The sequence below is a fragment of the Bacillus sp. UNC437CL72CviS29 genome (genome assembly GCF_000482345.1).
Classification (GTDB): Bacteria; Bacillota; Bacilli; order Bacillales; family Bacillaceae_G; genus Bacillus_A; species Bacillus_A arachidis.
This window is the reverse complement of record NZ_AXVB01000021.1, coordinates 33,423-47,066: the sequence shown is the minus strand read 5'-3', so window position 1 is coordinate 47,066 and position 13,644 is coordinate 33,423. Positions and strand designations below refer to the sequence as shown.

The window sequence follows — 13,644 nt, the reverse complement described above, 5'->3', positions numbered from 1 at the left end:
GAGGCCTTCAAAACCTCAATATTATAAGGCATTCTGAAGGCTCCCTTTATTCTGAAGTAAATACATGTTGTAATACAATCCTTGCTTACTCAGTAATTCTTGATGCGTTCCTCTTTCTACAATTTCTCCATCATGCATAACAAAGATTTGATCAGAATCTTGAATAGTAGATAAGCGGTGCGCAATCGCAATTGTTGTTCTACCTTTTCGCATGCGCTGCAGTGCTGTTTGAATCGCTTCTTCTGTTTCTGTATCAATATTTGCTGTTGCTTCGTCTAATACTAATACTTTCGGATTTGTAGCAATTGTTCTCGCAAACGCGATGAGTTGCCTTTGCCCACTTGAGAACGCAGCTCCTCTTTCTACTACTTCTGTATTATATCGCTCTGGTAACTTTTCAATAAATATATTCGCTTGCACAAATCTAGCAGCTTCTTCTACCTCTTCATCCGTAATACTTTCATTATACATACGAATGTTTTGTTTTACGTTTCCAGCAAACAAGAATGCATCTTGAAGTACAAGCCCAATTTTCTTTCGAATTTCCTGCTCTTCATATTTTTCTAAGTTTACCCCGTCTATTAAAATATTGCCTGACTTAATATCATAAAAACGCATCAATAAGTTCATAATCGTGCTCTTCCCACTTCCAGTATGCCCAACAAAAGCAACCGTTTGCCCAGGCTTCACATGAAAAGATACATTTTTCAAAACATCACGCTTTCCATCATAGGAAAATGTAACATCTTTAAATTCAATTTCTCCTTCATCCACTTTTGACTCTCCATTTCCTTGTTGAACAGGGGCTAAATCTTTTTCATCCATCAAATGAAAGACACGTGAGGAAGAAACAAGCGCTTGCTGAAAGAAAGAAAGTTTCATCATCATTTCATTTACAGGTTGGAAAAAACGATGAATATAATTAACAAAAGCATATAATACCCCAACTTCAACTGGACTATTCAAGGCGTTAAAGCCAAATAATGCAAGCACTAAAGCGATAGCCATAATATGAACAAGGTCTGTTGCTGGGCGTAAAAATAACGCATCTAGTTTTAACGTACGGCGCCCAGCACCGTAATGCTTATCGTTCACTTCTTCAAATTCTTTTCGCATCCGTTTTTCTTGGCGAAATACTTGCACGATATTCATCCCTTGAATCGATTCATTGAGCTTAGCATTTAAAATACTTAATTGATTCCGTAGCTCCAAATAAAAAATAGAGCTTTTCTTGCGATACATCGTCATAATTGTAAGCATAATTGGAATTAATATAAGAGAACATAAAGCAAGCTTCACATCAAGTAAAAACATTGCCACCAAAATCCCGATTAAAAACACAACATTTTTTACAAATGTTGATAACACACTCACATAGAAATCTTTAATTGCTTCCGTATCATTAGTAATACGAGATACGAGAGTACCAATTGGCGTACGATCAAAAAAGCTTAATGACAACTTTTGTACATGTTCATACACTTCAACCCGCATGTCTTGCACAATTTTAAACGCAATATTTTGGAAATATAGTAAATTTAAATACGTAAATAAAACCTTTAATAAATGAGCAATCATATATACAACAAATAGGGTTACAAGTGCTGATTGTTCAAAGTTCCGTGGAACTAAATGTTCATCAAGAAACTGCTTAATTAAAAATGGCCCCATCATTTCTGTGAAAGTTGCACCAACTAGAAATAGAAATGCCAGTGCTAATAAGCCTTTATATGGTTTCATATAAGAAAGTAATCGCCATAAATCGCTTCTTTTTTTCTCAGCCATTATATGCCTCCCTTCTCAACTAACGCTTCTAACTGCTGACTTTCATACATCTCTTTATACCAACCTTCTTGCCCCATTAGTTGTTCATGCGTACCACGCTCTACAATTTTCCCTTCATCAACAACAAGAATAAGATTTGCATGTTGGATAGCACTTAATCTGTGTGCTGTAATTATTGTTGTTTTTTGTGCTCTTTCTCGTTTCAATGCCGTTAAAATTGTTTCTTCTGTTTTTGCATCAACTGCAGATAAACAATCGTCTAAAATTAAAATTTCAGCATTTGTTAATAAAGCACGTGCAATTGAAATCCGCTGTTTTTGTCCACCTGATAAAGAAACCCCGCGTTCCCCTACTACCGTGTCATACCTTTCTGGAAATTGCATAATATCATCATGAATACAAGCAATATTCGCAGCATGCGTAATGTCTTTATGCATAGCATCCACCTTTCCAAATGCAATATTTTCACCTATACTTGCTGAAAATAAGAAATGGTCTTGAGGGACATACGAAATAGCCGATCGAATACCGTGAAGCGTCATATCACGAATATCTTTTCCTCCAACTTGCAATGCTCCATTAAAATGATCATATTCTCGAATTAAACATTTTAGTAATGTCGTTTTCCCTGCACCAGTTCGGCCAACAATACCTAATGTTTCACCCTTTTTTAGCGTAAAATGAATATCTTCTAAATTAATTATTTCATTTTTCTTATAGGAAAATGTATCGATTGCAAACGTAATGTCACCGCTTGCTACATTTTGTACTGCGCTCTCCTTATTCACCACATCTGAAGTTTGAGATAATATTTTTTCCACACGGTCATATGAAGCACGACCACGTTCCATAATATTAAATAGCCAACCAAATGCAAGCATCGGCCAAACAAGTGTCCCTAAATATGTTGTAAATGTAATTAATTCACCAACTGTCAGTTCTCCACGAACAACTAATAGTGATCCATAACATACAGCGATTAAGAATGAAAAACCGACAATAAGAGAAATTGTTGGATCAAATAGTGAATCGATACGTGCAACTAACATATTTTTATGTACAACATCTTCTGATTTTTTTCTAAATGCTTGTAAATCTTCCTTTTCTTGACCGAGTGAACGAATCACTTTCATCCCACTCATGCTTTCTTGGACTTTATCATTGATCTCAGAAAACGCTTGCTGTGCTTTATGAAAGCGTCTATGTAATAAAGTACCATAATAATTAGTTGAAATCGCTACAATCGGCATTGGAATTAGACTTAACAATGTTAACTTCCAACTAATTGTAAGTCCCATAGCCACAAGTACACATCCACCTACGGCTAACGAATCCACAAGTGTCAAAACGCCCGACCCAGCTGTTTGTTGAATTGCTTGAATATCATTCGTTGCATGTGCCATTAAGTCCCCTGTACGATGTGATTGATAAAATGACGGACTCATGTTTGTAAAATGTTCATATAATTTCTTTCTTAATTGGCGTGCGAGCTTTAAAGAAGATCCAAAAATCATAATACGCCATATGTAACGTAATATATACATTGTAATCCCAACAACTACTAAAAGAACAACCCACTTTAACAACTTTTCAAATGTTAGCGTCTGGTTGTTAATTTCGTCTACAATAATCCCAATGACTTTTGGTGCCACAAGCTCAAGAAGTGCTACGCCAAACAACAAAATAATCCCCGTTATATACGCCCGTTTTTCTTGTTTAAAAAACCACGCTAAATTAAAAAATACTTTCATCATATCCTCCTCCCCTGAAATGAGCGATGTTTTCAGTGTATCAAAATCACAGAATTTTTTAAAGTTTTCAACACTAAAGTTTTCCAAAAAGAAAGGACACTCTTATCGAGTGTCCCTTTAGCGCTTATTTCATTTGTTGCTTGTTCATTGCGCTCATCATTTGATTGATTTTCTTTTGGGATGGTTTTTGTCCCATTTGCATCATCATCATTTTTAACATTTGTTCATTGATTGGTGGATTTTTTTGTAAATAATTCATCATATATTTGCGGGCGATGAAAAATCCTAACGCCACGCCTGCTACTAGTGCTAATACGCCCACTAGAACAACTACCCAAATTGACATATATTTTCCTCCTTCATGTTGTCTACCTTACAGTGTACTAAAACCTTTTCAATAAGACAAGATTGTATTCGACATTTTTTACACATATGTTCGCGCTTGTTTCAAAGGATTTAGCCAACCATACTTTTTATTCTCATAATCCATTGCCAAAAATGTCAATTCACATTTCCTAAGAACCTCAAAGAAAGTCGTTTCCATCGATACATTCCCAGATGTATTCATTTGAATATATTGTGATTTCACCGTTATTTCCCCATATTCTGCACCCGTAGATAATATGTGCGTATGGTGTATTCTCTTATACTTTCCAACACTACGTAATGCTTGTTCTAATTTATGGTGAATTTTCATTACTTGTAATGGCATCGTAATATACATCATCTGCTTATATAACACTTTCTTTTCCGAAAGGGAACCAGATTCTGAAAATCGAGCAAATAAATCGAAAAACAAATACTCCCGACCAAAGTATGCCTTCGCAATATCTTCTTGAATTAAATACAATTCATACGTTTTCATACTTTCCCTCCCGCACTGGACAACCTTTTTCTCTACATTATATAAAAGATAATATGCAATGATTGTCTGACTGCGGAGAAAGAAAAAACTTTTTCTGTCGAATAAACTCATTTACATAGAAAAATCTCTCCATGCCGGAGAGATTTTTCACAAATCATTAAAGCATTTCTTTTACTTTACGAACAACATTTTCTACAGTGAATCCATACTCTTCCATAATCTTTTCACCAGGAGCAGAAGCACCAAATGTATCGATACCTAACACATCTCCCTCAAGACCAACGTAACGGTGCCATCCGAAAGTAGCACCCATTTCGATTGCGAAGCGTTTTGTTACTGCTTTTGGTAATACAGATTCTTTATATTCAGCAGATTGTGCTTCAAAGCGATCCATAGATGGCATGCTGACAACAGCTGCATCAACACCATTTTCTGCTAATACTTTTTGCGCTTCAACCGCTAAACTTACTTCAGAACCACTTGCAAGTAAGATTACATCAGCAGTTTCTTTCTTGCTTGCAGAAATTACATACGCACCTTTTGCAACTTTTTCATACGTATCGTCTAATGCACCTTCTAATGTTGGAAGATCTTGACGAGTTAAGATTAATGCAGTTGGTTTGTTTGTAGATTCTAAAGCCAATTTCCAAGCTGCAACTGACTCGTTACCGTCAGCAGGACGAAGAACAGATACGTTTGGCATCGCACGAAGCGCCGCTAATTGTTCAACTGGTTCATGCGTTGGTCCATCTTCTCCAACAGCGATACTGTCATGTGTAAACACATATGTTACAGGCAATTGCATTAATGCTGCAAGACGGATTGCTGGACGTAAGTAATCAGAGAATACGAAGAACGTACCACCGTAAGTTTTTAAGCCACCATGAAGCGCGATACCGTTCATTGCTGCGCCCATTGCGAACTCACGTACACCGTACCAAATGTTTTTACCACTGTAGTCAGCTCTTGTGAAGTCTTTTTCGTTATTCATGTATGTTTTGTTAGAACCAGCAAGGTCTGCAGATCCACCAAAGAATGATGGTACAGCTTCTGCAATCGCGTTAATTACAGTACCTGAAGAAGAACGAGTTGCTGTTTTTGATCCTAATTCATAAGTTGGTAAGTTTTTATCCCAACCTTCTGGAAGAAGACCTTTCATTGCTGCTTGTAATTCATTAGCTAATTCTGGATATGCTTGTGCATATTCACCAAGCATTGTATTCCATTCAGTTTGAGCTGTTTCGCCAACATCTTGTACCGTTTTACGGAAGTTCTCATATACTTCTTCTGATACATGGAAGTCTTGTTCAGCCGTCCAAGCATACGCTTCTTTTGTTAATTTTGTTTCGTCTACACCTAGTGGAGAACCGTGTGAAGCTGATTTTCCTGATTTATTTGGAGAACCGAAACCGATTGTTGTTCTTACTTCAATTAGCGTTGGGCGGTTTTCATCAGCTTTTGCTTCCTCAATCGCTTTTGCAATCGCTTCAACATCGTTTCCATCCTCAACACGGATTACTTGCCAGCCGTATGCTTTATAACGATCTTCTACACTTTCAGAGAATGAGCGATTTAAATCACCATCTAATGAAATATCGTTAGAATCATATAATACAACAAGGCGACCTAATCCTAAGTGAGCAGCTAATGAAGATGCTTCAGCAGAAACGCCTTCCATTAAATCACCATCACCGCAAATTGCATATGTATAATGATCAACTACGTTGTATGCATCACGGTTATACTTCGCTGCTAAATGTCTCTCAGCCATTGCCATACCAACTGCTGTTGAAATACCTTGTCCAAGTGGACCAGTTGTTGCATCTACGCCTGCTGTATGACCATACTCAGGATGTCCTGGAGTTTTACTTCCCCATTGGCGGAAGTTCTTTAAATCATCCATTGTTACATCGTAACCAGATAGATGAAGTAAACTGTATAATAACATTGAACCATGACCTGCAGATAATACGAAACGATCACGGTTAAACCACGTTGGGTTATTTGGATTATGTTTCATAAATTGCGTCCATAATGTATAAGCCATTGGTGCTGCACCCATTGGCATTCCTGGATGACCAGAGTTTGCTTTTTCAATCGCATCAATGGATAATGTGCGAATCGTGTTGATAGAAAGTTGTTCGATTGAATGTGACATGCTATTCTTCCCTTCGCTTATATTAGTAAACGTTTTACACATTTATATGATAGCTTCCCACGCAAGATTATACAACATGTATCGACAAATATGTTGATGTTTTTTCGAGTTTGTTCAAAAAAAATACGAAATTCCACAATGTATAGGGTTTCAATCTGCTATACTTTTTTATTATTCATTTATTAACAATAAAGGGAATTATCTATATTTTTTATACGTGACTCGTAAAAATTTTTAGCAAATATTCTATCCACTCCATATCGTCCCCTCTATTCACAACATATCATTAAAATGAATATATATTAATTTTAATCGTATAGATTAAATAAAAACGGAGGAATGCGAAATAATGAGTGAAGGAATAGCTTCTTACACCTTTATAATGGTTTTGACCCTCATTTCAATTCTTTCTATTTATTTTTCAGTCAAATTAAAATCACCCCATAAATACATCCCAGGTGTCCTCATGCTTATTTTCTCCAGCGCTACATTTTGCATACTATATTTTGATCAGGGCGCAATTATAATAAGTGAAGGATTAGGATATCTATATAGTTTCATGGCGATCCTCTTGTTTTTTATTGCCGTTATTTCTTTATTTATTGCAACTGCTATTTCTTTTATTTCAGCTTTATTTAGAAAAAAATAATGTTTTTATATGTGGTCACCCCGATGGAAAAAAGATTACATTCAAAAATGCAAAAGGTATCCTTCATTATCTTTCACTTTATGAAGGAATTTAGCCAAAGAGTCTAATTCTGAACAAAAACGAGCAAAATAAGTGAACCACTATTCCTGCCCCCTTCTTCTCGTTTTTGGTAATACCATAATAAACAATTCTATTAAAATCAAAAAAGATGGGCTTCGCCCATCTTTTAATTCAACTTTGCATTATCTTGTTTTTTTAATGCCTTTAATTTCGCCGGTGTAACATCTTTACCTTCTTCATTAACGATTTTAATGCCTTTTAATTCGTTTAACATATTTTGGCGAAATCCTTTTAAATATTGTTCACGGAGCGATTGGCGCTCACGTTGTTCTTCTTCAGTTAATCCTTCAGCTTTTGCTTTTTTCGCTAAGAAATTAATGCGTTCAATGAGTTCGTGACTTAGCATCTCGAATCCCCTTTCTACTTAAAACTGATTATTATCATACAATAGTTAGTCTTGTTTATCAAGCAGTTGCTTCGTGTATTCCACGTATCTGCGATGTACTGTTGCTTTGGATACATCATGACCAAAACCACGAAGTGTTGCAGCAATTTCCTCAAATGTTAATTCATTACGACGAAGACGCACAATTTCTTCAATCGGTACTTCTTTCTTTTCACGGCCTGTACTTAAATGACGATTTGTTAAATTTTTTTCTGGACGAAATCCCCTATCCACCGCTCGCTGCATTCCACGTTTAATTTTCAAATTATGAATCTTTCTCTGATATTCTTCAACTATACCAATAATATCTAGTACCATAGAATCTGAATCAGAAAGTTGTAATTCGCCATTATGTGTATGCGTATATACCTTTATCCCTTCTTTATGTAAACAGTGCATTAAAGCAATCTTTGCATTTCCTCTTCCAAGCCTTGTTTCATCTTGAATAAGAAGCACATCGACCTGTTCAGCTCGAATCATATCCAATACTTCTAATATACCATCTCGTTCAATTGTATAGCCGCTTGCCTTCTCCTCAAACACCTTTATAACATTCATTTGATACCGCTTAGCTAAATGCAATAATTCATCTTTTTGACGTGATAATGACGTTTCTTGCGCTTCTTTTGTTGTGCTTACACGGGCATAAATAATTGCATTCATTTTAAAACCCTCTTCCTCACTTCAATTTTTACTTTAGTGTATCACAAATCACTTTTTTGTTCGAACTTATGTTTGTAGAATGTTTTTTCCCATGTTATACTTATAAGTAAGAAAATTGAAAGAAAACGAGGTGTTAAAAAACATGGAAAAGTTAACAAAACGCCAGCAAGACATTCTCGACTTCATTAAGCTAAAAGTACAAGAAAAAGGTTATCCACCTTCCGTACGCGAAATTGGTCAAGCGGTTGGCCTTGCTTCTAGTTCTACGGTGCACGGACATTTATCACGTCTAGAAGAAAAAGGTTATATTCGACGTGATCCAACAAAACCGAGAGCTATTGAAATTTTAGGAGAAGTAAAAATCGAAACAGAAACACAATCAGTTGTTCAAGTCCCAATTGTCGGAAAAGTTACAGCTGGTTTACCAATTACAGCAGTTGAAAGTGTAGAAGAGCATTTCCCACTACCTGCAAGCGTTGTTGCTGGAGCAGATCAAGTGTTTATGTTACGAATTTCTGGGGATAGCATGATTGAAGCAGGTATCTTAGACGGAGATTTAGTTGTTGTTCGTCAGCAACATTCTGCATATAACGGAGAAATTGTCGTTGCTTTAACAGAAGATAACGAAGCAACTGTAAAACGTTTTTACAAAGAAAAAGATCACTTCCGTTTACAACCTGAAAACTCTTCTTTAGAACCCATCATTTTAGATAGAGTTTCTGTTATCGGAAAAGTAATCGGTGTATATCGTGATTTACATTAAAAATAGACCAGTTAGCCTGGTCTATTTTTAATTCGATTCAATTGTATCGTCTCCTGCAGATGTTTGTCCGCTAATTTTCACTCTACCATTTCCTAGTGTTACATTTCTTTAAACCAAATCAGTTAAATACTCACGTTTTTCCATGGCTATGAAAAAACGTAACAACGGGGATATCTACTCTAAGTCCTTCGCCCCCATATGCTATTTCAAGAATGTTACTTTTTAACATTTCATATGTAATAAAAAAAAGACCGTCTCTTTAACGATCTCTTTAAGCTAAATTTCCGGCTACTAACATTGAACAATTTTGAAGGCTTTTAGAACGTAGACTATACGCGACCACTTTCTTCTTATACTGCTTGACTACATCAACGTGATCGTCATACCTGTACACAGAAAACCTAACATCATTTTTCCCTTTTTTCGTATCAATAACCAATGGCGTTCCACTGCTGTGTGGAGGAAAATAATATTTTTCTAAAAATATCGCTTCGTTAAAATAATCAACAATTTGAATTTTTTCTTCCCCTTCTAAACGCTTTCCATCAATCGTTACGGTAACAGCCTCATTATTCAATTGCGGGTGCAGTTCAAATCTACCGATAATAGACTCTATAACAGAAGTGGGCATACTCGTCACTACTATTTTTAAAGCACCGAAAAGAATTAACATAACTATAAACCAAGTCGTCATATTTTATCCTCCTCATCATATTCTAAATTCACATTATTACATTAATAATATTACCATAGTGTAATTAGTTAATTTTTGTACATTGTGTGAAACTTAATATAGTGAAGCTTCCATCAGTGGTGGAGAGCTTTATCTCTCACTGATGGAAGGCCTTCACCAGTCCAGCTTTTACGAGCAGTTATCAATTCATTCCCCTATGAACCTTAAGCTGTAGTGCTTACTGCCCATGGATAGTGGGATAAAATTATGCAGAAATGTCAACAGTACTTCGTAATCTTACCACATCTTGAGAAAGCTAAGACTCAATAAATTCCTCAAAATAAAAGGATGCATTTTTCATATTTAATTATGAAAAGTAACATTTTCCTTTTTAAGTTGAGCGGTTAATGCAGCCTTATATACTAAAGAGATTTACGGAACAATTCTAGTACATCTTTCATAACAAAAGGACCATCTTTTTTTACATGCTCAGCAAATTCAGAAACGAGACGCAATGTTTTAACACTTTCAATTGGATGACCACCTGATGCACTTTCAGCAGAAAGCATAACCGCATTCGTTCCATCCAGTACAGCCTGGAATACATCAGTCACCTCAGCTCTTGTAGGAATAGAATGATCCACCATAGATTGAAGCATTTGCGTCGCTGTAATCACATATGTATTTGTTCGATTGCACTCATGAATCATCATTTTTTGCAAAAGCGGAATAAATTGATACGGTAATTCCACACCTAAATCCCCCCTTGCAATCATAATTCCATCCGCTTCTTTGCACATATCTTGAAAATTCTCGATTGCTTCTATCGTTTCTATTTTTGCAATTAAATTGGGGGAAGTTTCTTTATATTGATGTATAAAGTTTCGAATTTCCTTTATATGAGAAGGTTTTCTAACAAATGAACACGCAATAAAATCCACACCCTCACCTAGAAGAAACCGAATATCTTTTTGATCCTTCTCCGTAATAGCCGGCAAGCTAACGTTTGCTCCTGGTAAATTCACCCCTTTATGCGAAGCGATATCGCCACCTATTTTCACTTTCGTTTCTATTTTTTCCATACTAACCTTTTCAACAATTAATTCAACTTGTCCATCGTTAATAAGGATTCTATTTCCAACTTTCACATCATTAGCAATCCCAGAATAATCAACACTCGCTCCTTCTTTACTTCCAGTAACGGATTGAGTATATAAAATAAAAGGATCCTCCGCTTGAAGGGTAATTTGTTCCTCCTTGATTACACCCAATCTTATTTTAGGCCCTTGTAAATCACCTAGGATTTTTATGGAATCATCTAAAGACTTTACTAAATGAATTATTTCTTGATGACTTTCATGTGAACCGTGTGATAAATTTAATCGAACAATTTTCATACCCTGTTTTATTAACTGAGCTAATGTCTCTTTATTATTGCTTGCTGGACCAATTGTACAAATTCGATCGATTGTCATATTTCCACCATCCTTTTTAGCTATGATTCCCATATAAAATGAAAAAATAATATTTCTCATACATGATTTATAATTAAATACCTGTGCTAGCTTTTTTCTCCATCACCTACTGATTATTTCCCTTCACCAATTGGACTTTCACAGGCAGTTAATCTTCCTACCCAATTTTTTCCCTTGCTGACTTTTGAGATAAGAGTTTTACTGGCCGCAAATAACGAGATAAATTTATGTAGAAAAATAAGTATACGAAAAAGGGTAGTAATTTCCTCTCATAGAAATCACTACCCTTTGCATGATGAAAAAGTGAGCTTTGCAGTAAACGTGTCTGATAGATACATGTTCTAGTATATAGTACTCTTGATGACAGAACACTCATTCCATCGATTGTTGCAATTATTTTTGTTTCAATCTTTCTTCTAGCACATGAATCATAAATAAGAAATGTTCAGCTTCCCTTGTAACATGATCAGCTAGTAACGGATTAATTACACTTTTAATTTGGCATGTCTGGATAAGCTCTAATCCAGCTTTTTTGAAGTTCCTCAACTCAACTGTTGCATTTTCACTATCTTTATTCATCTTTCCAATAATCGGATATATCGGTTGTTTTTGATACAACATTGATTCAACGTCTCCCGCTTGACCGAGTAAGACTTCAAAATCATCACCAAATTTTAAAGCAGTATGAACTAAATTCCGCTCGGATTGATCAAGTAAAGAGGCAATAAAACGAGAGTGCTCCATCATAATTCTGAGCCAAAACACATTTTCACTTATTATCGCGTCCTGAATTGGATCCATTTTTCCTTCATTAAATTTCTGAAGGGTCCGTATAAAATATTCTGCTTCTCTCGCAACATGATCTACTGATAATGGAAAATTGAAACCACTTACCTTACAATTAATAATCAAAATTAAAAGGTTTCTTTTATAATTACGAAATGCATAAACTAGTTGAATACTTTCTTCATTTAATTGCCTAACTGCTTGAACAGTTTGAAGAATAGAGAATGCTTTTTGTAAATGTCGATCAAAAAGATGATAAAACTGCTCTACTTGTTGAATTAGATTTTTATCTTTCCGATTAAATCCTTCACTAAGAAAAAGCGCATGTTCCTTCATAATCTGTAACCAAAATTGATTTTCAGTTAAGGACCTTTCAATACATAATTGTTCTGTTAATGATTCAGAAGGTGCAGCTTTCAATTCCGGCGGAAGTAACATAGCCCGCTGTGTATCCATAACAAAGTGACCAGGAATAGGTTGTTGCCCTTTAGTCATTCCCCCCTAATGCCCTTAAAAGCATCTTTACTATAATTGTGTATATTAATCGGTAATATTTACTATACCCCCAAAAATAACAACTTGAATTCCGAATATACTGTTTTCAAAAACAATATATAAAATGCGAAAGCTCATATTCTGCTAACATGTGAACTTTCCTTTATTCTATTTATTACCTGAAGCTGATTAGGTACAAACCCTGAAACAAAATCAGCTTTTCCTATCCTACTCACCACTTGTCCATAAAGATAGAATTTATAAACTTATATGCTTAAAAGTAAATTTCATACCTATTTGCTTACTATTGAGAATTAAGAATAATGAAGTAGTTTAAAGCAAATATTATTACTGTTATAAGTCAAAAGGAGGTCATTATAATGAACAAACAACGCGCACAAGAGATTGCAGCTTCACCGATTATGGCTAATGTAACCTATAATGGAGTTGCAATTTACATTCAAAATGTAGATGAAAATAATGAAACAGCTAGAATTTATCCCCTTAACGAGCCTCAAAATGAGCAAGAAATTCCTTTATCTAACTTAATAGAACATTAAACAAACAGTAATTTTCAATACAAACTCTACTCAAAGTGGTGTTTGTTAGGGACAGCTCATACAATTGCTTGTCCCTCCCTATTTTTATAAATTCAATTATCTCACCTTATCCTCGACACAAAATGGTAGCTCAACGTTATTTGCTGAGAAATATTTCACTAGTGCACCTCGCTTATTAATTTCCACACAACCGAAGAACCAAATTTCATTTATATACGACTAGATTCAAAACAATATAATTTAAAAACGTAGAGTAGGATTTCTTTAAATGACATAGAACTTATTATGTAATAACAAGAAATCAATTCCTCAACAGTACCAACCGTTTCAGGAAAAGTTTCTTCAATTGCTCCTTAGGTTGGATTTTTTCTGCAACAAATACCTAAAAACAAATTTTGTTTTACACGAGTTATTTACATAGACCATACTTATCACAATAAAGTGAAACTTTAATCAGCGATGGTTTTCTTCATCCCCCACCTAACCTCTCTGTTTTCGCTGAATTTTGAGGTGGGA

13 protein-coding genes are annotated in these 13,644 nt (G+C 35.3%); 3 read left to right on the top strand and 10 right to left on the bottom strand.

Annotated features, from left to right (window positions below):
* Nucleotides 1-21: 21 nt before the first annotated feature.
* The 5 genes from M014_RS0116090 to tkt all read right to left on the bottom strand — a co-directional run bounded on the left by M014_RS0116090 (nucleotide 22) and on the right by tkt (nucleotide 6,559).
* Entirely contained in the window at nucleotides 22-1,785 is a 1,764-nt protein-coding gene (locus tag M014_RS0116090; RefSeq protein WP_026592657.1) for an ABC transporter ATP-binding protein, read from the bottom strand.
* A complete protein-coding gene (locus tag M014_RS0116085; RefSeq protein ID WP_026592656.1) occupies nucleotides 1,785-3,536 on the bottom strand; it encodes an ABC transporter transmembrane domain-containing protein in 1,752 nt (583 codons plus the stop codon). Before M014_RS0116085 ends, M014_RS0116090 begins: the two co-directional genes overlap by 1 nt.
* Before the next feature lie 124 nt (nucleotides 3,537-3,660).
* Nucleotides 3,661-3,882 carry a YneF family protein gene (locus tag M014_RS0116080; protein WP_003199214.1) on the bottom strand — a complete coding sequence of 74 codons (222 nt, stop codon included), beginning with the start codon at nucleotides 3,880-3,882 and terminating at the stop codon, nucleotides 3,661-3,663.
* Nucleotides 3,883-3,960: 78 nt separating this feature from the next.
* Nucleotides 3,961-4,401 carry a sporulation inhibitor of replication protein SirA gene (sirA, locus tag M014_RS0116075; RefSeq protein ID WP_026592655.1) on the bottom strand — a complete coding sequence of 147 codons (441 nt, stop codon included), beginning with the start codon at nucleotides 4,399-4,401 and terminating at the stop codon, nucleotides 3,961-3,963.
* A 157-nt stretch (nucleotides 4,402-4,558) separates the two neighbouring features.
* On the bottom strand, nucleotides 4,559-6,559 hold the full coding sequence (gene tkt / locus M014_RS0116070) for a transketolase (RefSeq protein WP_026592654.1): 2,001 nt from the start codon (nucleotides 6,557-6,559) through the stop codon (nucleotides 4,559-4,561).
* A 349-nt stretch (nucleotides 6,560-6,908) separates the two neighbouring features.
* On the opposite strand from tkt, the gene M014_RS0116065 reads away from it, so the two are divergent.
* Nucleotides 6,909-7,208, top strand: coding sequence for a hypothetical protein (locus tag M014_RS0116065; protein WP_026592653.1), 300 nt, complete (start codon nucleotides 6,909-6,911; stop codon nucleotides 7,206-7,208).
* A 226-nt stretch (nucleotides 7,209-7,434) separates the two neighbouring features.
* Here M014_RS0116065 and M014_RS0116060 read toward each other — a convergent pair whose 3' ends face one another.
* Both M014_RS0116060 and M014_RS0116055 read right to left on the bottom strand, forming a co-directional pair.
* The gene (locus tag M014_RS0116060) at nucleotides 7,435-7,674 is read right to left on the bottom strand and encodes a DUF896 domain-containing protein (protein WP_026592652.1); all 240 of its coding nucleotides are present in this window, start codon (nucleotides 7,672-7,674) and stop codon (nucleotides 7,435-7,437) included.
* A 45-nt stretch (nucleotides 7,675-7,719) separates the two neighbouring features.
* A complete protein-coding gene (locus M014_RS0116055) occupies nucleotides 7,720-8,376 on the bottom strand; it encodes a YneB family resolvase-like protein (protein WP_026592651.1) in 657 nt (218 codons plus the stop codon).
* 142 nt (nucleotides 8,377-8,518) lie between these two features.
* Between M014_RS0116055 and lexA the strand changes: the two genes are divergently transcribed.
* Complete coding sequence (lexA, locus tag M014_RS0116050) at nucleotides 8,519-9,139, top strand: transcriptional repressor LexA (protein ID WP_026592650.1); 621 nt, start codon at nucleotides 8,519-8,521, stop codon at nucleotides 9,137-9,139.
* A gap of 271 nt (nucleotides 9,140-9,410) precedes the next feature.
* Here the strand turns inward: lexA and M014_RS0116045 are convergent, their stop codons facing one another.
* From M014_RS0116045 to M014_RS0116035, 3 genes are all read right to left on the bottom strand, one after another.
* Nucleotides 9,411-9,833, bottom strand: a complete 423-nt coding sequence (locus M014_RS0116045) for a YfmQ family protein (protein ID WP_026592649.1) — start codon at nucleotides 9,831-9,833, stop codon at nucleotides 9,411-9,413.
* 401 nt (nucleotides 9,834-10,234) lie between these two features.
* Complete coding sequence (locus M014_RS0116040; protein ID WP_081811059.1) at nucleotides 10,235-11,320, bottom strand: pyruvate kinase; 1,086 nt, start codon at nucleotides 11,318-11,320, stop codon at nucleotides 10,235-10,237.
* Between the two features lie 360 nt (nucleotides 11,321-11,680).
* Complete coding sequence (locus M014_RS0116035) at nucleotides 11,681-12,568, bottom strand: DUF2935 domain-containing protein (protein ID WP_026592647.1); 888 nt, start codon at nucleotides 12,566-12,568, stop codon at nucleotides 11,681-11,683.
* A gap of 380 nt (nucleotides 12,569-12,948) precedes the next feature.
* Between M014_RS0116035 and M014_RS0116030 the strand changes: the two genes are divergently transcribed.
* Nucleotides 12,949-13,128, top strand: coding sequence for a small acid-soluble spore protein H (locus M014_RS0116030; RefSeq protein ID WP_026592646.1), 180 nt, complete (start codon nucleotides 12,949-12,951; stop codon nucleotides 13,126-13,128).
* Nucleotides 13,129-13,644 lie beyond the last annotated feature (516 nt).